This window comes from Edaphobacter modestus, assembly GCF_004217555.1.
GTDB lineage: Bacteria > Acidobacteriota > Terriglobia > Terriglobales > Acidobacteriaceae > Edaphobacter > Edaphobacter modestus.
In genome coordinates, this window is sequence record NZ_SHKW01000001.1 from 2,955,408 (window position 1) to 2,977,380 (window position 21,973).

General features: G+C 56.2%; 22 protein-coding genes and 2 tRNA genes. 11 read left to right on the forward strand and 13 right to left on the reverse strand.

Going from position 1 to position 21,973, the window contains the following annotated elements; genetic code table 11:
* Positions 1 to 134: 134 nt before the first annotated feature.
* The 3 genes from BDD14_RS12360 to BDD14_RS12370 are packed head-to-tail and all read left to right on the forward strand — an operon-like array spanning position 135 to position 1,325.
* Complete coding sequence (locus BDD14_RS12360; RefSeq protein WP_130419072.1) at positions 135 to 335, forward strand: hypothetical protein; 201 nt, start codon at positions 135 to 137, stop codon at positions 333 to 335.
* A 32-nt stretch (positions 336 to 367) separates the two neighbouring features.
* Positions 368 to 988 (forward strand): hypothetical protein, encoded by a 621-nt coding sequence (locus BDD14_RS12365; protein WP_130419073.1) that lies wholly within the window; start codon positions 368 to 370, stop codon positions 986 to 988.
* Positions 972 to 1,325: a hypothetical protein gene (locus tag BDD14_RS12370; RefSeq protein WP_130419074.1), complete on the forward strand. Its 354-nt coding sequence runs from the start codon at positions 972 to 974 to the stop codon at positions 1,323 to 1,325. Before BDD14_RS12365 ends, BDD14_RS12370 begins: the two co-directional genes overlap by 17 nt.
* Before the next feature lie 527 nt (positions 1,326 to 1,852).
* Here the strand turns inward: BDD14_RS12370 and BDD14_RS12375 are convergent.
* From BDD14_RS12375 to BDD14_RS12390, 4 genes are all read right to left on the reverse strand, one after another.
* A complete protein-coding gene (locus BDD14_RS12375; RefSeq protein ID WP_130419075.1) occupies positions 1,853 to 2,284 on the reverse strand; it encodes a hypothetical protein in 432 nt (143 codons plus the stop codon).
* 154 nt (positions 2,285 to 2,438) lie between these two features.
* Entirely contained in the window at positions 2,439 to 3,794 is a 1,356-nt protein-coding gene (locus tag BDD14_RS12380; RefSeq protein ID WP_130419076.1) for a tyrosine-type recombinase/integrase, read from the reverse strand.
* 145 nt (positions 3,795 to 3,939) lie between these two features.
* Positions 3,940 to 4,032, reverse strand: a tRNA-Ser gene (locus BDD14_RS12385).
* A 244-nt stretch (positions 4,033 to 4,276) separates the two neighbouring features.
* A complete protein-coding gene (locus tag BDD14_RS12390) occupies positions 4,277 to 4,828 on the reverse strand; it encodes an inorganic diphosphatase (RefSeq protein WP_130419077.1) in 552 nt (183 codons plus the stop codon).
* Positions 4,829 to 4,963: 135 nt separating this feature from the next.
* On the opposite strand from BDD14_RS12390, the gene purS reads away from it, so the two are divergent.
* The 5 genes from purS (at position 4,964) to BDD14_RS12415 (ending at position 10,093) form a co-directional block, all read left to right on the forward strand.
* Positions 4,964 to 5,209 (forward strand): phosphoribosylformylglycinamidine synthase subunit PurS, encoded by a 246-nt coding sequence (gene purS, locus BDD14_RS12395; RefSeq protein WP_130419078.1) that lies wholly within the window; start codon positions 4,964 to 4,966, stop codon positions 5,207 to 5,209.
* 186 nt (positions 5,210 to 5,395) lie between these two features.
* Positions 5,396 to 6,487: a uroporphyrinogen decarboxylase gene (hemE, locus tag BDD14_RS12400; RefSeq protein WP_242617910.1), complete on the forward strand. Its 1,092-nt coding sequence runs from the start codon at positions 5,396 to 5,398 to the stop codon at positions 6,485 to 6,487.
* Complete coding sequence (locus BDD14_RS12405; RefSeq protein WP_130419080.1) at positions 6,484 to 7,497, forward strand: ferrochelatase; 1,014 nt, start codon at positions 6,484 to 6,486, stop codon at positions 7,495 to 7,497. The genes hemE and BDD14_RS12405 overlap by 4 nt, the downstream gene beginning before the upstream one ends.
* The gene (hemG, locus tag BDD14_RS12410; protein WP_130419081.1) at positions 7,497 to 8,948 is read left to right on the forward strand and encodes a protoporphyrinogen oxidase; all 1,452 of its coding nucleotides are present in this window, start codon (positions 7,497 to 7,499) and stop codon (positions 8,946 to 8,948) included. Before BDD14_RS12405 ends, hemG begins: the two co-directional genes overlap by 1 nt.
* Positions 8,949 to 9,160: 212 nt before the next feature.
* Positions 9,161 to 10,093 (forward strand): tetratricopeptide repeat protein, encoded by a 933-nt coding sequence (locus BDD14_RS12415; protein WP_242617911.1) that lies wholly within the window; start codon positions 9,161 to 9,163, stop codon positions 10,091 to 10,093.
* A gap of 192 nt (positions 10,094 to 10,285) precedes the next feature.
* Here the strand turns inward: BDD14_RS12415 and BDD14_RS12420 are convergent, their stop codons facing one another.
* The 4 genes from BDD14_RS12420 to BDD14_RS12435 all read right to left on the reverse strand — a co-directional run bounded on the left by BDD14_RS12420 (position 10,286) and on the right by BDD14_RS12435 (position 13,351).
* Positions 10,286 to 11,206 carry a dienelactone hydrolase family protein gene (locus BDD14_RS12420; RefSeq protein WP_130419082.1) on the reverse strand — a complete coding sequence of 307 codons (921 nt, stop codon included), beginning with the start codon at positions 11,204 to 11,206 and terminating at the stop codon, positions 10,286 to 10,288.
* Positions 11,207 to 11,319: 113 nt separating this feature from the next.
* The gene (locus tag BDD14_RS12425; protein ID WP_130419083.1) at positions 11,320 to 11,589 is read right to left on the reverse strand and encodes a hypothetical protein; all 270 of its coding nucleotides are present in this window, start codon (positions 11,587 to 11,589) and stop codon (positions 11,320 to 11,322) included.
* Positions 11,590 to 11,781: 192 nt separating this feature from the next.
* Entirely contained in the window at positions 11,782 to 12,156 is a 375-nt protein-coding gene (locus BDD14_RS12430; RefSeq protein ID WP_130419084.1) for a VOC family protein, read from the reverse strand.
* A gap of 22 nt (positions 12,157 to 12,178) precedes the next feature.
* The gene (locus tag BDD14_RS12435; RefSeq protein WP_242617912.1) at positions 12,179 to 13,351 is read right to left on the reverse strand and encodes an acyl-CoA dehydrogenase; all 1,173 of its coding nucleotides are present in this window, start codon (positions 13,349 to 13,351) and stop codon (positions 12,179 to 12,181) included.
* A gap of 332 nt (positions 13,352 to 13,683) precedes the next feature.
* Between BDD14_RS12435 and BDD14_RS12440 the strand changes: the two genes are divergently transcribed.
* Positions 13,684 to 14,922 carry an MFS transporter gene (locus BDD14_RS12440; RefSeq protein WP_130419085.1) on the forward strand — a complete coding sequence of 413 codons (1,239 nt, stop codon included), beginning with the start codon at positions 13,684 to 13,686 and terminating at the stop codon, positions 14,920 to 14,922.
* 298 nt (positions 14,923 to 15,220) lie between these two features.
* Here BDD14_RS12440 and BDD14_RS12450 read toward each other — a convergent pair whose 3' ends face one another.
* From BDD14_RS12450 to BDD14_RS12460, 3 genes are all read right to left on the reverse strand, one after another.
* Positions 15,221 to 15,832: a hypothetical protein gene (locus BDD14_RS12450; RefSeq protein ID WP_130419086.1), complete on the reverse strand. Its 612-nt coding sequence runs from the start codon at positions 15,830 to 15,832 to the stop codon at positions 15,221 to 15,223.
* A gap of 422 nt (positions 15,833 to 16,254) precedes the next feature.
* Positions 16,255 to 17,172, reverse strand: coding sequence for a hypothetical protein (locus BDD14_RS12455; RefSeq protein ID WP_130419087.1), 918 nt, complete (start codon positions 17,170 to 17,172; stop codon positions 16,255 to 16,257).
* Positions 17,173 to 17,430: 258 nt separating this feature from the next.
* The gene (locus BDD14_RS12460; protein WP_130419088.1) at positions 17,431 to 17,682 is read right to left on the reverse strand and encodes a hypothetical protein; all 252 of its coding nucleotides are present in this window, start codon (positions 17,680 to 17,682) and stop codon (positions 17,431 to 17,433) included.
* Between the two features lie 1,401 nt (positions 17,683 to 19,083).
* On the opposite strand from BDD14_RS12460, the gene BDD14_RS12465 reads away from it, so the two are divergent.
* Entirely contained in the window at positions 19,084 to 20,049 is a 966-nt protein-coding gene (locus tag BDD14_RS12465; protein ID WP_130419089.1) for a hypothetical protein, read from the forward strand.
* A gap of 4 nt (positions 20,050 to 20,053) precedes the next feature.
* Here BDD14_RS12465 and BDD14_RS12470 read toward each other — a convergent pair whose 3' ends face one another.
* Together BDD14_RS12470 and BDD14_RS12475 are read right to left on the reverse strand one after the other, a co-directional pair.
* Positions 20,054 to 20,926 (reverse strand): tyrosine-type recombinase/integrase, encoded by an 873-nt coding sequence (locus BDD14_RS12470; protein WP_130419090.1) that lies wholly within the window; start codon positions 20,924 to 20,926, stop codon positions 20,054 to 20,056.
* 78 nt (positions 20,927 to 21,004) lie between these two features.
* Positions 21,005 to 21,081, reverse strand: a tRNA-Arg gene (locus tag BDD14_RS12475).
* A gap of 141 nt (positions 21,082 to 21,222) precedes the next feature.
* On the opposite strand from BDD14_RS12475, the gene BDD14_RS12480 reads away from it, so the two are divergent.
* Positions 21,223 to 21,969: an SDR family oxidoreductase gene (locus tag BDD14_RS12480; RefSeq protein ID WP_130419091.1), complete on the forward strand. Its 747-nt coding sequence runs from the start codon at positions 21,223 to 21,225 to the stop codon at positions 21,967 to 21,969.
* The last annotated feature ends 4 nt before the right edge of the window (positions 21,970 to 21,973 follow it).

Consider the following 21,973-nt stretch of genomic DNA (forward strand, 5'->3'; position numbering starts at 1 on the left):
CTTGCCACTCGTTCGCGGACATGGAAGATCACTCAGTCAACCCCTGAAAATAGTTTGTACCAATTTCAACTTCGGTGGTCCCGACTCTGTAGGTTGTACCCGAAGGGCGAAGTAAGCCCTCAGGGAGACAGGGCATGAAAGTATCCACCGTCCGCGACGGTCAGGGACGCATTCTCGGCAACACCACCCAGTACTTGGACGGCGACACCGTAGCCCGCGATCGGAGCGGCAGTATCCTGGGTCGCTCGAGCCGGACCTTCGGCAACACTCGTGGCCCGAACGACCGGCTCGTCAGCAACAACAAAGCAGACGCCCGCCTCTTGTTCCGCAAGTAACACTTAAAACACTCCACCGAAAGGACAGGTACATGGATCGGCATCATTCCCGCGCCAGAATGATTTATTCGCTTCGCAGGCTATTAAGAAACGATCACCCGTTCGGCCAGCCAAACTGTGATCGCTGTGTAGAGTTCCTGACCGCCACGCAGAGGATCAAAGACTTAAGCTGCGGAGCGCATCAATGGACATCCCTGCCGGTTACCGGTATCTACGTCTCGAACGAGAGGCGATCACGACGTTTTCTAATAGTGGGCTATTCGAACCCCGACGGCCCAACCGAACGTCCCAACAATCTCTGCTACTGTGTCCCGCTGTTATTGGATCGTAGCGTTCCGGGAGGTGGGTTCAAGCTGCTTGCCTGCTTTGCCCCGGAATCGATGGTTCCGCTGTCGAAGGGGCTTTACTTAGAGAACAAAGCAGTTAAAGAGGACGCGCTGGAGGACTGGTTTCGCTTCTGTGGGCCGCTGGAACGATGCTTTTGGCCGCACGAAACAGGAGAGTCCCCGGAGTGTCAGGGAGATAGGAGTGAACTTGACCCTGAGTGGGAGAGGTTTGCACGTGCGGGGATCTTCTACAAAGACTCGATCGATGCACTCGTGAAACTGTGGTCGGAATCGAAGAAGGAGATTCAAGATGAACTCAACAACTAGCAATCCGACCTCGGGCCCCATCCCATTCCCCAAGAGCAGACGGGGCGAGGTCGCAGTGGCGACTGAAGCCGACAAGGCCGCCGACTGCGAGCACGCCGCCAAGATCCATGAGCTATGTAGGGATACCTCGATGGCGCTCCAGGAACTCCGCCACGGAATCTTAAATGTCCTGTACGACACCATGGAGAAGCTAAATCTGAATACCATGACACTCGTGCAGGTTCTGGATGAGCGTCCCAGCGCCGTGCAAGAGCTTGTTGATAGAGACGCCGACGGAATTAGGATCGAGATGATCGTTGAATATTTAGAGAGACTACAAACCTATTATCAGCAGTAGACGTCATGCGAGGCCGGACCTCGCTTGTTCCGATTTTTTCTTAAGCAACTCTGCCGAATCCAGTCAGACTGACCTGATCGCCTAAAAGGAAACCCATTGCGCTGGCCGTTCAAGAGTAAAGCTGCGACTGACATACGAATTTTCCGGGACCCGAAAACTGACGCGGTCACACTTCGACTTGTTGGGCCGATGTGTTTTCCGAGCACTGAGAACTCGATTGTCACGCTGTCCGTGAGCCTGAATGTAAAGCTCGATGACGAGGGGATCCAGCGCCTTTATGAGCAGCTGTCACACTATGCGAAGCGGGAGATCGGAGACCTGTAGTAGGCATTGCGGCTAGCCGACCTCCCACCCGATACGCCCGCCCCAAAGCTAATAGTCGCAACGCGTGCTTCAACCCCACGATAGGCCCACTGTGAGAATTTCTCGCTCTCCCCCGTTACCCACCAATACTTTTCCAGTTACGGCGCGTAAGTCGTTGATATTACTGGCACTTCTATTCTCATAACCAAAAGGTCTGCTTATGGTCATGCTTGACGAGCCTGGCGTGAACTCTGGTATTTCGGTAGCGCCACGAGTTCTGGGTATCGCTTCAGCAACGCTTGTGTAACCTCTATTTTCCAGCGTTTCTTTTGGCTGCGCAGATTCCATTTATCGAAAGCTTTGCTGAGTATTTTTGCTGCCACAATCTCATCGCACTTATTTATTCGGCAGAGATGTCCGACTACATCGTCCACATAACCAGCAAGTATGGATCGACCTGCGTGCAGGACCGAGTTGCAGCGCTCGCAAACCATTTCGAAGCCCGAGAGTTTTACAGTGGTTCTCTGATCACTGAAACGCCACTTCTCATGACAAAAAAGAATCTTGCCGCGCTGTCGGCAGACAATGCAGCGGTGCCCAGCCTCCACAAGAGCTGCGTCCCTAATCTTCTTCCAGGCGACCCGACCTTTCAGCATACGATGTGCACTTCGACCCCAAAGCGGGGCTGGAATAAGTTCAGGAACTATCTTGTGCGCTCTAGCAGGCATGCTCAGAGATGATAGCGCGTAGCTTCAGATTGGCAGTCGAGCGCATCGAGAACGGTATGCCGCCTAGCGAGATGAAGGAGTCTCATCGCGTACCCCCTGCATAACTCTCGAACCCCTGGAAGGTGCTATTGATGGTCTTCCGGATCGTCGCATCGTCCGCGTCGGCGATGTACTTGAGGGTAGTGTCGAGGTCACTGTGACGGAGGTACCGTTGCAGTGTCTGCGCTGGGAGCCCTTTATGGTGGAGGGTTGTCGCAAACGTCTTTCTCAGTTTGTGCAGCACAAACTGTCGGCAGACCGGGTGGGTGGCGCAGGATTTACCTGCCTTGTTGCGACACTGACCACAGTTAACTCCAGCACGAAGGGCCAGCCGCTTGATGACGCGGAGGGCGTGACCGTTGGGCTTCCCGCCCTTGCCCGGAAATATCAGGCGCGCCTGTGGGTACCGTTCCCGCCGAGCCTTGAGGACCCGCACAAGAACATCGGGGATCGGCAGGGAGCCTTCCTCCTTGTCCTTGGGTTGATATCCCAGATCGAGATGTTCGGTGACGGTATAGGTTTTGAGTTCGAGGTCTACATCGGTCCAGCAAACAAACTGAGCCTCCTGCTCTCTCGCGCCGGTGCAGAGGAAGAAGTGAAGGAGATCTGCTTCATCCTGCGTCGCCTCGGCGAAGAGTTTGGCGAGCTGGCTGGGGTTGTAGGCGCGAACCTTCTTCTCGGTGTACTGAGGCAGGTCCTTGCCAATTAGCAACGACGGGAGGCCGTAGTGGTGCAGGAAGATCTGGAGAAAGTCGACGCGATTGCGGACGGTGCGAGGGACACTGCCCTGGACCTTCTTAAGGAACTCGACGTAGTCGAGCATGTCCTTGCGGGTGATGTCGGCAAGTGGCTTGTTCACGAACTGCCGGGTGAGCTTGGCGGTGGACTTTTTCCGCTTGTGTCCAGCGATCTTTACCTGGGTGTCCTTGGCAGCCTCCTTGGCGGCGTCAGGGCTGAACAAGAAGAGGGTCGTCCGGTAGGCGGCGAAGGTCTTCGCGGACCTATGTGTCTTTACCTCTGCCAGGTACTCCTTGATTGCATCGTTGAGGAGCAGCGGCGGTTTAGGCTGCTCAGCAGTCAGAGGGGTACGGGCTGCGGCGTCGGGGACAACCTGAGGGACAATGTCATCGCCATCATCGTTGACATGCTGAAGGTCACGCACCTTCTGCTGGACCCGGGTTAGGGCCAGGGTAGGGTCCTTTCCGACCGACTCCCAAACCCGCTTTTGTCCGATGCGATAGCGTAGGTGGTAGGAAGCGCCGGGGAACTCGGTGGCTCTGCCGGAGTGGATGGCATGGTGGGGGCGTAGGCGGCCATTCGCTGCAAAGGCGGCCCTGAGGTAGGGATAGCTTCCGTCAGGAAGACGGACACGAAGATACAGCTGGACGGGTGACTTCACATTAGCCTCTCGGGCTAATACCGTCGCCAGGTCGCGTTCAGTGATTATGGAATCGGCTTGGTCTGCAAATCGGGTAGCAACTGCTGGTAGCAGATGGGCCCGAGTGGCTCATAACCTATTGATGTAGAAGGATTTGTAAAATTTCTGGCGGAGAGTGGGGGATTCGAACCCCCGATAGAGTTTTTGACCCTATAACGGTTTAGCAAACCGCCGCCTTCAGCCACTCGGCCAACTCTCCGAACCCTTGCTTTGCTCGGGCTTTCAGGTGATTATACCGTGGCCGCCCGAAGTGTGTCGGAGAATCTCTCGCAAAACGATGAATTGATTTCTTTTGTCCCGAGGAATCAGGGAGCCGCAGTGTGTCTCTGATCACGAAGAGCGAGGTTGAAGAACACCCAATCCGCGTGCAGCCAGACCGACATCTTCCGCCTCGCTCTCGATCAAGACTTAACGGAACTTGAGATTCCGTCCACGCTCGACCTTTACTTGACTGTGACGTTTGCCTCGGCGGCCTTGTTGTCGATGAAGCGCTGTTGCGCCTCAAGAACCTTAGCCCGGGCAAAAGAGGCGTCGCGCCAACCTTTCACTTCGACGCGCTTGCCTTCGAGGTCCTTATAGATCGCGAAGAAGTGGGTAATCTCCTTCAGCATGTGGGGATAGATCTCGGAGAAGTTCCAGACGTCCTTATAACGTGGATTTCCCTTGCCCACGGCCAGAACCTTCTCGTCACCGACTCCCTGGTCCCGCATCTCGAGCAGGCCGATAGGACGAACCTCCATGACGCAGCCTGGAAAACTCCCCGCATCGACCAGAACCAGCACATCGAGCGGATCGCCATCGTCTCCCAGCGTCGAGGGGATAAACCCATAATCTCCCGGATAGTGAACGGGGGAGTAGAGGTTGCGGTCGAGACGAAAGACGTGAAGCTCCTTGTCGTACTCGTACTTGTTGATTCCCTCCAGGGGAATCTCGATGACAGCGTTGATTACCTCGGGCGAGTCTGGGCCCACGGGTAGCTCAAGGTAGTTTGGCATAGGATTGATTCTCTTCTCGTTGTTCGCGAAAATGGATAGGGTCAGCTGGGGCCGATGGCCGGTGAATGAATCTGGTAGCGGGTTTGCCTGCGGATGACGAAGCCGAAGACCGCATCATGTCTATAATCAAACAAGATGAAGGCTCATGTCTATGTCACGCTGAAACGAACCGTGCTGGATGCCCAGGGGCAGACAGTCGCGGATGCGCTGCACAGGATGCAGTATCGCGGAGTGGCCGATGTTCGGCAGGGAAAGTATTTTGTGCTGACGCTCGATGACGGGCTCGAACATGCCGAGGCCGAAGCTGAGGTAGGCAGGATCGCCCGCGAGGTACTGACCAATCCCGTAATCGAAGAGTGCAGTTTTCGTTTAGAGGACTGAAGACAAAGCGCTTGCACTCGTCGTTTTCCCTGGAGATGGATCGCCAGCAAAATCCGATGAACTCTTCATTTCTGAATCTCATGCAGAGGCCCCGGTGCGAAACCGGGAGGGCAGATCGCAACGCATTCGTATCGTTGAGTGGAAGGCCCTTCACCACGAATGCTACGCTCAATAAAGGAGAAAGCGTTGAGTGATGCAGTCTTAGGAAAGAGCTCAGTCGTAACGCCTGAGCTAGGAACGAGCCGTTTTGTAAGAGCATGCCTGCGACAGCCGGTAGATCGTACGCCCGTATGGTTGTTGCGGCAGGCCGGACGGTATATGCCGGAGTATATGGCGGTGCGGAAGCATCATTCGCTGCTGGAGATCTGCAGAACTCCCGGAGTTGCTGCCGAGGTTACGATTACTGCCGCGGAACGGCTGGGCGTCGACGCGGCAATTATCTTCGCCGACCTGCTGTTGCCTTTTACGCCGATGGGCGTTGACTTTGAGTTTCTTGCTGGCGAAGGTCCGGTCGTACACACTCCCATAAGAACTCTCGACCAGGTTCGGGCTCTCCGCACAGATCGCGTAGAAGACCTGACCTACGTCGCTCAGGCGATCGAACAGGTTGCACGCCATTTCTCTGCCCCACGCGCCGATGGCGACCAGCTAGGCATCATCGGGTTCTGTGGAGCGCCGTTCACGCTGGCCAGCTACATGATCGAAGGCGGTTCTTCGCGCAATTACGTTGAGACCAAGCGCATGATGTACGGCGACGGCACCGCATGGCCGCTGCTGATGGAGAAGCTGATCGATGTTCTCGCGGCCTATGCGGCACAACAGGTGGAAGCTGGTGCGGACGTCATTCAGATCTTCGATAGCTGGGCAGGCGCGCTGGGAGTAACGGACTATCGCGAATATTGCCTTGCGCCAACGACCGAACTTGTCCGTCGCGTTCAAGCTCTGGGCGTTCCAGTCATCTACTTCGGCGTCGATACCGCTTCGCTGCTTCCCACCATGCGCGAGACGGGAGCCGATGTGATCGGCCTCGACTGGCGAATCCCGTTCGCGGAAGGATGGAAGGCTGTGGGAGAAGGTTGCGCCGTGCAGGGCAATCTCGATCCCATCACCCTGTTCGCCCCGGAAGATGTATTGCGCGCACGCGTGCGCGAGGTGCTCGACGCAGCGGCCGGTCGCCCGGGACATATCTTCAACCTGGGACATGGAATTGTTCCGGGAACTCCTGTAGAGAACGTCATCAAAACTGTGGAATGGGTGAAGGAGTTCGGAGCGCGATGAGCCATGCTGTGCTGCTGCTCGCCCACGGAACTCCCAACGTACGGGGAGAGATGGCTGAGTACCTCAGCAAGGTGACAGGCGGCCGAGCATTGCCCGATGAGGTCGTCGAGGAGTTGAAGCATCGCTATGCGCAGATCGGCCTACGGGAGACCCCCGGCCAGGAACCGCCACCGCTGACCAAATGGACCTTAGCCCAGGGTCATGCCTTGGAGCAAGCGCTCGGCGGGACATGTGTCTACATCGCGATGCGAAATTGGTCGCCTTACATCGCAGACGTGGTCGAGCAGATGCGGTCCGATGGCGTGACGAAGATTCGCGCCGTCTGCCTGGCTCCGCAGAACTCGCGAACAAGCGTCGGACTGTATCGCCGGGCGCTTATGGCCGCGGCAACAGGCATCGATGTGGAGTTCGTCGCTGAATGGGCGGAGAACCCGCTGCTTGTCCAGGCCTTCGCCGAAAGGCTTCAACCCGTCTGGTCCAACGCCTCTGCGGAGCTGGGCAAGCCAGTGCCGGTGCTGTTTACTGCACACAGTGTTCCCTGCCGCACCATCATGACCGGCGAAGCTTCCATCGCCGGAGCGCGCCCCGGAACACCGATGCAGGATTCACCGGACCCGTATCCGGTGGAGGCGAAGAGAACCGCCTCGCTCGTTGCGGAGCGGCTGAGAACCGCCGGGCTCACGGAGCGCGGCTGGTATTTTGCGTTTCAGAGCCAGGGCGTCAGTGGAGGCCCCTGGATCGGGCCCACCGTCGAGGACACTCTCAAATCGCTCAAGGAAGAAGGACACAAGGGCGTGGTGATGCAGCCCATCGGCTTTGTCTGCGATCACGTGGAGGTTCTCTACGACATCGACATCGCCTTCAAGGAACTCGCCGCCGGTCTGGGATTGAAGCTTTGGAGAGCGGAGAGCCTGAATGATTCTCCAACTCTGACGAAAGCTCTTGTGGGCATCGCAAAGAGTGAGGAACCAGTGGAGGCAACCAGCCTTTCTCCGGCGAAGGTAGGCTGATGAGTCAGGTTCGATCGCGGCCGCGACGGATCGCAGTCATCGGCGGCGGAATCGCCGGCCTCACTGCGGCCTACGAGCTGGCAAAGCTCTCGAGCCTCGAAGAGCCTCTCCATGTAGCGCTCTATGAGGCATCCTCTCGGCTGGGCGGTATCGTCGAAACGATTCGCGAGGGCGGATTCGTCATTGAAGGCGGTCCCGACGGCTGGGTAAGCGAGAAGCCGTGGGCGCGTGAGCTGGCCATCGAGCTTGGCCTGGAAGAAGAATTGATCTTCTCCAATGACGACGAACGACGAACCTATGTGCTCATCGACGGCATCCTGAAGGCGATGCCGGGTGGGATGCGCATGATGGTTCCCGCTGACCTTGCCGCGCTGGATGCCTCGGATCTCTTCAGCTCCGAGGCGAAGCAGGCATTCCACCAGGAGCTCGGGAGAGCCGAAGAGTTGAAGAAGCAGGCTCCCATCCACGATGAAAGCGTGGCGGCATTTGTGCGTCGACATTTCGGAGATGAGGTTCTCGACAAGATCGGGGCGCCATTGCTCAGTGGCGTCTTCGGCGGCGATGTAGCCCAGCTGAGCGTTCGCGCCGTGATGGCACCCTTTGTCGCGATGGAACGCGAGCATGGCAGCTTGATCGCAGGCCTCAAGGCGCGTGAAGCGACGGCAGGAAAAAAGAAGACTCCTCTCTTCACCACGCTTCGGAGCGGACTGGGGACGCTGATCGACCGGCTGGTTGCAGCGATTCCGCACGAGTGGGTTCACCTGAACGTGGAGACGACAGCGATAGAGCGCGAGATCGAGGGCTGGACTTTAAGCACGAGCGCGGGCCGGGAACAGTTCGACGTCGTGATGATCGCGGCACCGCTGCACGTTGCTCGTGCGCTGCTGGCACCCATTGATGACCGCGCCGTGGAGCTGATGCAGATGGATGCGAGCTCCGCCGTGATCGTCGGCTTCGGCTTTGACGATGCAGCGAAGGCACCTGTCCCGTCAGGATTCGGCTTCCTGGTCCCACCGGATTCCAATAGCCTGCTTCTTGCCTGCACTTTCATGGACCAAAAGTTTTCTCACCGCGTTCCCGCGGGTGGCCGCCTGCTGCGCGCCTTCTTTGGAGGACGCGCAGCCGAGCGCGTTCTGCGCTGCGGAAACGACGAGACGGCTGCGATTGCGAGAATGGAGCTGGCAAGGATTCTCGGACCGCTGCCTGAGCCTCGCGTCACGGTAGTCCGTCGTCTGCCGCTTTCGCTTCCGCAGTATGCTGTTGGGCACCTGGAGCGCATCGCGGAGCTGGACGAGCGGCTGCGCGGTCTCAATGGTCTTTGGCTTCTGGGCAACGGTTACCGTGGCGTAGGTCTGCCGGATCTTATCCGCGACTCGCGTGCAGCGGCGCGAGCTGCCTTCGGGCTCGCGGGAGGAACCGGGAAAGCGAACGAGGCTCCGATCTCGGCCTAGGGCTGCGGTGACGCTCATTTCAGAGCTCATCTGACTTCGGCCATCGGCGCCGCGCGAGCAACCCATCGAGCCACGAATCCGATTTGGTACACGTTATCCACGGAAATTTAACGTAGCAGAGCTCAAAGCTCTTGATGGGCGCAGGTTTTCGAAGCATACTCCAACAAGAAGCTTTAGCTCCAGCAAGACGGTTGCCCACCGAGACACCGATCGTGACCCGATATAGCCGTCAAGACGTACTTCGGATCCTGCACCTGAACACACGGCAGTTGATGTCGTGGGAGCGGGCAGGACTGCTCTCCCCCCAAGAACAATACTCCTTCGAAGAACTGGGCCAGCTTCGCGCGCTGCGCGATCTGCAGGCTCACGCGGCCAAGACTCGCACACGTATCTCGGCCCGGAGCATCCGGGCTTCAGTCGACGCGATGCAGCGCGTGGCCGGGATGCGGAACCCTCTGCTGGAGAGCTCGGCGGTGCGGCGCGGGTCGCGGCTGGCCTTTCGCATCGATGGAACGCTCGTCGATCCGCTGACCCAGCAGCTTGCGTTCGACTTCGACGCCTTTGCGGGATCGCGGCTGGGACTAGTGGTCACGGGCGAGATGCGCCCGCAAAACCCGGCGCAGAGAGCAGCCGAGTTGCAGGAGATGTTCCTGCGCGCCGTTCAGCTGGAAGAGAACTCCGCGACAGTGAGCCAGGCGGCGACGCTGTATGAGGCGATCCTTGCTGCGCAGCCGACGCACGCGCCGGCGCTGATCAACCTGGGAACGATTTACTACAACATGCGGAACTTCGAGCGTGCCGAGAGCCTCTACCGGCGGGCCACAGTCGCAGATCCGGAGTATGCGCTGGCGTTCTTCGATCTTGGCAACGTGCTCGACGAGATGCAGCACCTCGATCAGGCGACGGCCGCTTACCAGAAGGCGGTTGCGCTGGTTCCGCAGTACGCGGACGCTCACTATAATCTCGCGCTCGCGTATGAGCGACAGGGACATAAGCGGCGCGCCCTGCGCCACTGGCTCACCTATGTACGGCTGGACCCGGTCGGCCCGTGGGGGAACCATGCACGCGATCAGGCCAGGAAGATTCTGAAGTCGGAGAAGCTGTCCATCGTGAGCCGACGCGGGCGACTGGTCCGCGCTGGGTGACCCCTCCCCTCTTGTTTTAATTTTGTCGTTTAGTTTCAATCGCTTACGCGATTTAAACAGGATAAAATATAGATTCCAGACGGGTTAAGTGTCAAAATATTGATTCTAAAAGGGAAAACCCCCGGATGGTTGCCCGGGGCCTTTTCTGACTCTTTATTAAGTGTAGCGAATGGATGGTAATTAATCGGCACTTTATATTTCTTTTGGATTCATAGAGTTAGGTGGTTTTTGGGCTTGACAGATTTTTGTGGGGCTGCGGGGTTGGGGTCGCTTCGCTCCGGTCTTCGGCAAAGCGGTTGTGCCTTTGGCGTGGCTTGTATAGAGGGCCGAGCCGGAGGGCCTTGGCGTGCCCGGCGCGCCTGACGCGCTATGTGGACGACTCCTGTTGAGATCGACGACACGCCCTGCTGCCGTGGGACTTATAACACTTCTCTTTGCGGGTAAATACTTAGAAAGAAACTGAAGAGTTCTACGATCAGCATCCTGAACGGTCTCCGAATCGAACCCATGCTCCTGATCGGGGTAAATGTGGGTTTCGCATGTCAGGTTGACCAGCAGGCATAACTTTGAAAGTTGCCTAGCATTCATCACAGGAATGTTCGTATCGCGCTCACCGTGAAGGATAAGCAATGGTGGCATCCCTTTCAGGTCTCGAAAGAACTTGTCTGGAAGGCTTCCGTACCATTCCGCTATCGCGTCTGGGCCTTGCCCCTGGCTGCCCACCGCCAGCGCGACGGAGGCACCCAGGGAGAAGCCAACGAGAACGACTCCTTCGCTTCGGCCGGCACTCAACTTGTTCATCAGGTTCCGGACTACAGTCACCCAGGCGGCATAGTTTTCATCGGTTCCCGCTGAGCTGTTGTGCGTCGCCTCCAGGTAATGCGGCAATACTACCCGGAAGCCGTGTTCAGCGAAGAATTTTGACTGTTGCCTGTTAAAGCCGCTTGGACCGCTCGCCCCGTGAAGAAGTATCATCAACGGCGCGCCGGTACTCACGCCGAAATTCTCGTAGGTGACCTCCTGCGTTCCTTTTGCGGCATCCTTCTTGCCCGGTTCAGCCGAAGCTCCTAACAGGACGGCGCTGCAGATTAGAACGGCCAGTGTCTGAATCAAGGATTCCTTCCGATCTCGCTCTCTTTTAAGGATAGCGATTGGATGGTAACTAATCGGCACTTTATATTTCGTTTGGATTCATTGAGTTGTGTCGTTTGGGACTTGACAGGATTTTATGGTCTCGGGGCGTGTGGGTCGCTTCGTCCTTCGGACTTCGCTCCGGCCTTCGGCAGTGCGGTGACGCCTTCGGCGCGGCGTTTAGAGGGCCAAGCCTGAAGGCTTGGCGTACCCAGAGGCGGTTCGAGCTTGGCGCGAATGAACCCACTCATGCGATGAAGCCGCATGAATGGGGCACCGGCCTTGCCCGCCGCCGAAGAGCCTGAGAGCATGGCGATATGGGGAAGAAGAAGAGGTATAGCGCAACGTTCATCGTTGCGGCGCAACTCGGTATTCTCGCCGGAATTATTTTGGCTTTCTACTTAGTGCCCGGATCGACTTCGGCGAAATTGCTTTGGGCGGTGTCTGGACTCTTCTTCGTCATGATCAATTCTTGGCTATTCCTCCGAAACAATTCAAACTGATCCACCACTGGTTCCCCGCGTGGTTTGAAGTTCGACTTTGTTGCCTAGAGATGTCTATTTTTGTGTAGGGACGCCGAAACAATGCGCATAGCCGTCGTCGTCGGTGAGGAAGAACTCGGTCTGCCCGTAGTCTCGATCGTCGAGTTCTGAGACGGCGTAACCGAGACTCTTCAATCGCTCTCTGCTTTGGTGGATGTCGGTCGGCGTCCAGTAGAGTCGAATGCTCTCGTAGTCTTCCGGCTTGACCGGAGTTCCGGCGCGCTCGTTCAGCATGAACCATAAATCGCCTTTGCGAAGCATGCAGAAGATGAGCTTGCCGTCTTTGTGCATCTCTGAATTCGTCGAGAAGCCGAGGCCATCGACCCACAAGCGAAGACTCTTCTCAAGGTCGGCGCTGGGAATGACGGGGATGCAGTATTTGACCGACATAATGGTTGCCTTCGATGTCGTCTTAGAGGGTGAGTTTGGCGATGGTGGCTAGCTGCATGAACGAGGTGCCTTCGTAGATTTTGCCGATCTTGGCGTCTCGGTAGAGTTTTTCGACGGGGTAGTCTTTCACGAAGCCGGAGCCTCCGTAGACTTCGACCGCGAGGGAGGCCACTTTTTCCGCGACCTGGGAGGCGAAGTATTTGGCCATGGCAGCCTCCTTGAGGAACTCGTGGCCCCCGTCCTTCAGCCGGGCGGCGTTGTAGACCAAGAGACGCGCGGCCTCGATATCGGTGGCCATCTGGGCGAGCTGGAATTGCATGGCCTGGAACTCGACGATGGGCTTGCCGAACTGTTTGCGCTCCTTGGCCCAGCGAACGGCATGTTGCCAGGCGCCCTGGGCGAGGCCGAGCATCTGGGCTCCGATGCCGATGCGCCCTTCGTTGAGAGTCTCGATGGCGATCTTGTAGCCCTTGCCGGGAGCGCCGAGGACGTTGGAGGCAGGGACGCGGCAGTCTCGGAAGATCAGCTCGCAGGTGCTGGAGGCGCGGATGCCGAGCTTGTCCTCTTTTTTGCCGAGGGTGAATCCGGGTGTGTCCTTTTCCACGAGGAAGGCGGTGATGCCCTTGTAGCCGGCGGCGCGATCGATGGTGGCGAAGACGATAAAGAGGCCGGCTTCCTTTGCGTTGGTGATCCAGAGCTTCTGGCCGTTGAGGACATAGCTGTCACCCTGCGAGGTTGCGCGAGTCTCGAGCGCGAAGGCGTCGGAGCCCGAGGCCGCCTCGCTGAGCGCGTAGGCTCCGATGGTGTCCACGGCGAGGCGGGTGAGATAGCGCTGCTTCTGGTCTTCGGTGGCCCAGCGAACGAGAGCGTTGATGCAGAGCGTATTCTGCACGTCGACCAGGACGCCGACTGAAGGATCGACGGCAGAGATCTCTTCGACGGCGAGGATGGCCTCGAAGAAGGTCCCAGCCGAGCCGCCGTACTGTTCGGGAATCTCAATACCCATCAAGCCGAGCGCGAAGAGCTGACGCAGCAGGCGCGGGTCCATCTGCTGGGACTCGTCCATGGATCGTACGAGGGGAGCGATCTCGGCAGCGGCGAATTTGCGTACGGTGTCGCGGAACATGCGCTCGTCTTCGCTCAGTTGTGTAAGTGCCGTGGGAGTGGCGGACGTTGCGGCGTGCGACTGGACCATGAGATCAACCTCGATGTGACTGCAAGTACAAAGAAGGTGAGTTTAATCACTTTTCTGGAGGATGGGAAGCGACGGGTGGCAAAGCTAAGGCAGGCGATGTTACCGGCTCGATCCTCGTGGTTCGAGGATCGCCCGAATGGCCCATCTTAGCGATAGAAAAGCCGGTTGTGAAGATCGAGCTCCCAGCAATAGATGAGAGAGATTTCAATGAGGGATTGGCCCGTTATCGGTAGAAGAGGTGGCTCGTATCGCTAAAACAAGTAGGCGTGGAGATTCGTCGCCGGCGGAGGCTGTGCGAAAAGTTTTACACTGGTAATTCAGGTGTTTTGCCGATGACGACGAAATCGAACCCGACACCGCGAACTCCACTCCCCTTCCTGGGCATAGCCTGCGCGGTGGGAGTTTCGACGATGTACTACAACCAGCCGCTGCTGGAGGAGATTGGCCGCACCTACGGAGCGACCGCAGCACGGACGGGATTTATTGCGGTAGCGACGCAGGTAGGATACGCGGCAGGGCTGCTTTGCTTTGTTCCACTGGGCGACGTGCTGGAGCGCCGCGCGCTGATGATGCGCATGTACGCTGCGGTTGCTGTGGGTCTGCTGCTGGTCGCGCTGGCTCCGACGCTGACATGGCTGATGGTGGGCTCGGTTGTGATTGGCCTTCTGGCCTCGGTAACGCATATCGTTCTTCCGATCGCCCCGGACCTGGTGAGCCATGAGCAGCGGGGACGCGCCATCGGAATCGTGATGACGGGTCTGCTGCTGGGAATCCTGCTGGCCCGCACGTTTGCGGGATGGGTGAGTCATCTGGGGGGTTGGCGATGGGTGTTCGGCGTAGCCGCGGTGATGAACGCAGCCTTTGTACCGTTGTTGTGGCGAGTGATGCCGAAGTTGCCGCCGAAGCAGAAGCTGAGCTATGGCGACGCGATGCGCTCGTTGTGGACGCTGTATCGCACACAGCCGCTGCTGCGCGAATCAGCAGCGGTAGGGGCACTGATCTTCGCATCGTTCAGCTGCTTCTGGACGACGCTGGCGTTTCTGCTGGAGAGCCACTATCACCTGGGAGCCGGGGTCGCCGGTACGTTTGGGCTGGTGGGAGCGGCGGGCGCGCTGGTTGCGCCCCTGGCCGGCAGACTGGCGGACAAGCACGGCTCGCGCTGGGTGATCTCGATGGGAATGGCGCTGCTGGCCTTCTCCTATCTCGCGTTATGGGTACAGGAGCGGGTCCACCTGTCTACGATGCTCCACATGGTTGCGCTGGCGTTCGGAGTGATTGTGCTCGATGTAGGAGCCCAGATGTGCCAGGTGGCCAACCAGACGCGAATCTTCGGACTGGTGCCTTCCGCGCGAAGCCGTCTGAACACGGTTTATATGACGGTGTATTTCACGGGCGCCGCGGCAGGTTCGGCGCTCTCGACGATTGCCTGGGTTCACTGGAGATGGAACGGTGTTTGCGGGCTGGCAGTGAGTTTGATCGGGCTGGCGGCGCTGCGCCATGCGCTGGGGCGGCGCTCGACGGACGAAGATCGCTGCCATCCGGCGCGGGAAGACGAACTGATGGAGGCCTGAGGCCTTCTTCAAAAGAGAGAACAGGCAAGAGCGCGGAGGTGTGGTGAGCGAGGCAGGGATCGAACCTGCAACCCCGAGCTTAGAAGGCTCACCTTGATCCGAAGACCTTAGCGCGCAATAAAATCAGATACTTACAGTGGTTTTCTCTGTACTCAGAATAGTACAGTCTTGGGGTATTTCGAGCAAGGATTATGCGGACGTTTCCGCTTTCTTCATGTCTCGCTTCTCAATGGCCTCGCGTTTCGCTTCAGGCAGACGGTCATACAGTTCTTCAATAGCCTTCGGCCTTGAGATCCTGTCAATGAGAATCTTTAGGGCAAGGCATGAGGGAAAACAGCACCCTCGTAATTACCTCCGAAGCGGGCCGAGCGCGGAGCTTATAGTCAGCTTCCAATTTCAATTTCATCTGCGGAATCACATTGAAGGCTAGATTCTTATCCCCGCAGAGGGCATGATCCTTTCCCTCGTCCAATAAGAAGAGTGCATCGGTCGCCCCCATTCGATAGCCGGAGCACAGATCGAACCCGATGTCTCCGGCGAGGCAGGTATCTATAAAGTGTCCAGCGGTAAGGTCGCGGACCTTGACTTCATCGCAGGTCGCGTCCCTGGTGAGCAGATCGTAGAGAACGTGCTGAGTGTCTTTCTTGCGAGCCTCGGGGTTTGTTTGAACCTCATGGATGAACTCATAAAGGAAGTTCGAAAGATCGTTGCAGACGGTCTTCTTTGGGTCGGCGACGGCGAAGATCATTTGCACGATATCGGCAAACCCTGAGACGTACATCTTGCAGTCGGGTGTGTTGACGGGATCACCGCAGACAATGGCTTCCGTGGCTGCCGACTCGCGGCCTTGAGAGTGGGCGGGCATAACCGAGGCAAAAATTACACAAATAGCCAGTAATATCAATCGCATAAATTCTAGTTTCCAGCAAATCAGCGTCCAAAGCCTGACCTAATTAGAGGGATTGACAACCGTCAACGTAGTAACCGGAAGTACAACGCTCGACAATATTGCTTGGCTCCTACCAAGTGAAACGAACCATATTGACCGCCTGCCAAAGTCTCAAAGATCGGGCGCAATACATCGAACAGCAAACTCGGGCTGACAAGGTTTAGGCATTGACCATTGCACCCTGTATTTACGCATCTTCTGTCGGTTGTCCGTCCATATAAGAGATACAAGATACAAGACACCACCCACGCCCCCAACCCCCGTCCCCCAGTCCGACTCCCGTAGGTCGTCTGACAGTGGGACAGGGATCGGGTTTGGCCTTGAATTTAGACAAGGGTTGAGTTCAGTCATTAAACGACACTGACGCGGCACGTTTCGGGGGTTTAAAAGCCGAGAGTACCTTCTCCCATCTCGCCACTTTCTGCGAGTAACGGCTGTAGAGCGATTTGACCGTCTTCGTTGTTGGATAGCAATTCGGCCTCTCTTTCAGCTTCGCTTTTATACCCCAGCTTGATTAGTGCTTTTCCCATTGAAGAGATGAGCGCAATGCAGGCATTGATAAATTCCGTGGCGTCATCGACAGACAATATTTCATCTGGATGCAGGACGGGGTTTCTGTATTCCTCAGTGATATGCTTTAGCCACCCCAAAACCTTGCTTTCAGCCGTTGAGCATCTGCTTAGATTCCGATGGTATGCACCCCAATTTCTCTGCTTTATATCGGGAAGCGCGCCTACAACCGCTCGATAGTATTCGCGGATAATCTCTTCCGTTGCTCTTGCAACATGGAAGCATGCAGCGGTTCCAAGGTTGAAGGCTAAACACATACCTGCCTGCCGAAAGTCCGCTGTTGCTTTTTTAGTTAAGTACGATCTACCGGGTTCGGGAACCATGGTCTCAGCCTGTTGCATCAGTTCCGTTGTGCTGAAGGCACCTTTCTGAGAAACAAAGAATGCGTCCCAACCCACAAGCTCGGCTTTCAGGACACTCTCAAATTCGACCGCTGCTTCACGGATAGCGTGGCCCTCAAAATACGGAACGATAACTTTCTCGCCATTATCTAGGTTGAATCTCATCTCCGAAAGCTCGAGTGGGACAACTCTGTTTATTGCCTGGACTAAAGTGTTTGCGGGAGTTCTCGTAGTCCTGAGAGGAAACAAACTAAAGAACTGGAAAAGTTCTTGACGGGCTTCATGGAGAACTACCCATTCTTCAGCCAATGGAGAACTAACTCTTAGATCGGTAAGGGGATGTATTTTTACTGCCAACGCATAAAAGTAATAGCAATCAACCCGAAGCATGGCCCCTCGTAAATAACGCGCCTGACGGTGTGTACAGCTAATTGAAGGCTAAAGTAGGTAGCGCACACGATAGTCCGATCAGTAAGGCTAAGTATATGGAAATGGGTGATGGTCCGCTTTGTTGCGACGGGGGCGGTCCAAATCTTGAGCTTTCACCCATAAAAGCCCTCCGCAGCTCACAAACTTACATACACAAACAATTCTGAGAAAGTGGATCAATTTGGTCGCATATTGCGTTAAGCCTAACGGCTCAACTACTCAATCAAATGAGTCCGGTTTGCGTCTCGACCACTCTGCGATGGCTGTGAGTATCGCGTCTCGCTCCGCCTCATCTTCTACCGCGATGACGCCTCCAGTCACGATGACATTGTCGACACTATGTCGAAGAGTCTGGCTGAACTCACCGTCCACCACCCAATAGTCCCTATGCCCGGAATCTCCCGAATTTCTGTAGCTCCGAACGTGCCATGCAGTCTTCCCGTTTTCGCCTAGATGCCTGTTCGAGGTCATTACAAAACCGTCGAACAAACCTCGATATATGCCCGCTGGGTGCCACACTAACCGCTCGTCGTTCATTGTGCCATCTTCTCACGTTGGTAACTAAGCAGCGCATCATTCGCATTTAGCGGGCCGTATAGGCACCGCTAAACACCCTTGGCTATTACCCCTAGCTACGGTTTTGCAAGCAGGCTTACGCGCTCGTGAACGGCCCACCGCTTACCGCTTTCGTCCTCGCTTCCACACTCTGAAGTCCTTGCGTGCAAGGATGGCAGTGCCTATCAAACATCAATCAGGGTGGCTATGACTTCGACAGCGAATCTTAGGCCGAATGCGTGCATTTTCTCATTATCAATGCGTCGGAGTTAGGCGGCTGTCTGATGGCGTCCCCATATAAGAGATGCCGAGATAGCCGACGCGCCATCCCCGTCCGCCGTCGATTCCGTTGGGGATCATCGTCGGCTGACGTGGTCTGGATTTTGAATTTTTATAAACGACAACAATGATGACGGTAATCAGTCGCCGGAACGTTCATCTAAAAATCGGATGGCATTACCTCCGGGGCAGATGCTATCGTTTCCCATGCGAAAATTTAGCTTCTATGCGCTGGCCTCGCTCGGGCTCTGCGCGTCGCTCCACGCATTTGAGAACCCGCGAGTTGACGTCAAAATCGCCAACCGCCAAAACAACGAAACGGACTATACCTACCAAGTTCCCGGTCATGCTTCTTCGCAGACCAACGACAGTGCAAGCTGCTACAGTTCGGGGAATAGCGCACATTGCAGTGGCTCTGGAATTACTAACACAACCGTCACGGCGCCACACGACGTCCTTATGCATCTCACGGGGGCGACATTCACGTTGCTATTGCAAGATGGTCGAATGGCTGTCGTGAATTGTGAAAGCAAATTCCAGGAACGATTCGCAGGGCGAGCGGGAAACAGGCGAAGCTGTCGAATCCCACTTATGGACGACGTTCAAGCCGAGTTCAAAGGAAACAGTGCCAAGTTATTTTGGGTTGTCAGTCTGGATGGCAAGAAGACTGAATCAGAAACCTACAAGATACTGGCCGTCATCCCAAAGCTTCAGTCGCAGCCATAGACGGTGATGGCAGGGTTAGGGTGGCTCAAATCTAGGAAGGCCCAATAGAGCCCTCTGTCGCACACAAATCTACATACCGAAGAATAAACCCCAAATATCAGACCAAAATGGTCCACTTTTCTCAGAATTAGTTGTGTATGTAAATTTGGAGCTGCGGAGGGCTTTTATGTGTGAAAGCCCAAGATTTGACCCCACCCCACCGGGTAGGTTCATCGTCAATCGTCCCGGCGACTTAGTTTTCCACGCCAAAGAAAAGAAGCGACATCTGGCTAAGGCGAAGTTGATAATGAACAGATACAGAGCAAGCGGTCAATGAACGAACAAAACGGCAACAAAACCAAGGACAAAAAAGGAAAGCTTCTACCCTGGGCTCAGGCGTTCTATGGCCAGGGGAAAGTAAAACGGAGCCGTTTCTTCCGGTTCCTAAACTCGACAAAGAGCCAAGCAAAAGATATAAAACTTGATCGATGGATCGAGCTGGTTTTGGCAACGGCGATTGCCTTTTTCGCTCTGATCCAATGGAAAACTACCATAAGCAACAATGAAAGCACCTCCCAACAAACGAACCAATTGATCACAGCAGCCAAGATCAGCGCCCAAGCCGCAAATGCCAATGTTCTAGCGGCTAACAATTTTGCTGCCAGCGCCCAAGCTATAAATCACGGCATCGCCGATGCTGTCGGGCAGTTAGGCACACAGGCCAAAGCGACGCAAGAGGTCGGTCTTGCTGCTGAACGTTCGGCGGATACGGCTACAGTCCAGCTAGAAGTGACCGGCCGTCCTTGGCTGAAAATGATCATTAGTTTCACATCTCCGATTACGTTTGATGAAACTGGGCTTCACGCATCAATGAATTTCATTCCCATAAACATCGGACAATCCCCCGCGCAAAACATACAGATAAAAGCGGGGCTCGTGCCGGGGATGATGGGAGCTGACTTGACCGAAGTGCAGAAACAGATATGTGAAGGTTCTGGGCACGCGGTATTGGGTCCCGGATACACGCTGTTCCCCGGCGACCACTATGCCGACCCGGAGGGCCTGATGGTCCCCAAACAAGCATACATAGATTTTCTACGAAAAGACGTCGGTTTAGCACCGACCTCAGTTGTGGGATGCATCGACTACACTTATAAAAACAGTCAGCGGCACCACCAGACGGGATTCGCTTACGACCTATTGATGAGCGATGGAAGACTGATCGTTGTCGAAAACACACCTCTACCTCCAGAATCTGTAATCCTCATGTCTCGGCCATCAGGCTCCTACGCTAATTAGCCATTCAGTTACGGTTCGAAAGCAAGCTAACGCGCTCGTGGACGGCCTGTAGATCGGTCGTCACAAGGTTGGCATATCGCCGGGTCATCTCAAGCGAACTATGCCCGAGAACCTTCTGAAGGTGGAACACGGACCCGCCGCGTCGGAGGTAGTTCACCGCAAACGTATGCCGGAAAGCGTGAACGGTGCGGAGTGGTGGATCAAAGCCGAGGTCTCTGCATAGCTGTCTCACCTCGCGCAAAGCGTTCCGCCGACTCCAGAGAGTCCCGGTCCTGCAAGCGAACAGCAGGGCGTCCGACTTACAGCCGAACTCCTTCAGGTATCGGTAGAGGGCTTTCCTCAGCTCGAAGCTAAATGGGACGACTCGCTGTTTCCTGCCCTTGCCGTCCAGTGTGACGAGCAAATTGTCGAGGTCAATCTCTTTGAGCCTCAGACCAAGGATTTCCGCGCTACGTGCGCCAGTGTCCAGAAGAAACAGCACGAATAGATGCAACCGACGCTGATGGTAGTTCTTTGCTTTGGGCTTCCACGCGACTAGGCGCTTTATTTGAGGGTCGGTGAACGTGGGCATCACAAGCTGCGGTTCACGGAGGCGATGTATACGCGGATGGGTGCAACCGGCCCCGCATCGCCTCTCAGAGCCACCCGCCCAATGAAGGTAGGCGTTGAGACAACGAAAGACCGCGTTCGCTGCCGTTTCTTTCAGTCCCTTCTCGCGCATCCGCACGACAAGAGCCTTGAGTTCGTCTTGTGTGGGTGATTCACACGGCAGCCATTTCTCGCACCGGCGATACCACTCGATTGTGTTGGGTGAGATGTTTGTGAGGTATTGGCGCTCACGAATAAAAGACTCGAAACGCTCTAGTCTCGGGGTCACAGGATTTCTCTCCAGTCTCGGGGTCAGAGTTCGGAGGAAACCGCTGTAAGTTTTCGTAAGTTATTGAGCGCGGAGGTGTGGTGAGCGAGGCAGGGATCGAACCTGCAACCCCGAGCTTAGAAGGCTCGTGCTCTATCCGATTGAGCTACTCGCTCGCGCGTCCTGAAGCCGATCTTAGATGAGAATCCTGCTTCTCTCTCATTGTAAACGGGGTGGTGAAACTTCCTTAAAAAAGAGCGATGCAAAACATGGCGCCGGAGTGTCTACTAGGTCTGCGACAGACAGGAGATCAAAACATGGACAGGCTTAAAGGAAAACGTGCGCTTATCACCGGCGGTACTACCGGGATCGGTCTTGAGACGGCGAAACAGTTTCTGATCGAGGGGGCGCGCGTCGCCATCACGGGGAGAAATCCGACGACACTGGAAGCTGCGAAGAAGGCGCTCGATAGCGATGTTCTGGTGATTGAGTCCGATGCCGCGGATGTGACGGCTCAGAGGGCCCTGGCGCAGCGAATCGGAGAGACTTTTGGTCAACTGGATGTTCTGGTGCCGAACGCGGGCATCGTGGAAATGCGGCCAATCGGGCAGTGGGACGAGGCGACCTTTGATCGCTCGTTCGGGATCAACTTCAAGGGGCCATTCTTCCTGATCCAGGAGCTGTTGCCGTTGTTTGCAAATCCGGCGTCGATCGTGTTGATGGCGTCAGTGAATGCGCATATCGGGATGCCGAATACGAGTGTCTACGGCGCGACGAAAGCGGCACTCGCTTCGCTGGCGCGGACGTTGTCGGGAGAGCTGGTTTCGCGCGGCATTCGCGTGAATTCGATCAGTCCGGGACCGATTGCGACTCCCCTCTACAGCAAGCTCGGATTTCCAGAGGCGGACCTGAAAAACGTGGCGGCTGCGATCCAGAATCAGGTACCGTCGAAGCGATTCGGAGAGCCAATTGAAGTCGCAAAAGCTGTGGTCTTTCTTGCCTCCGATGAGGCTCCCTTCACAGTGGGCAGCGAGTTGCTGATGGACGGTGGAATGGCTCTATAACTGG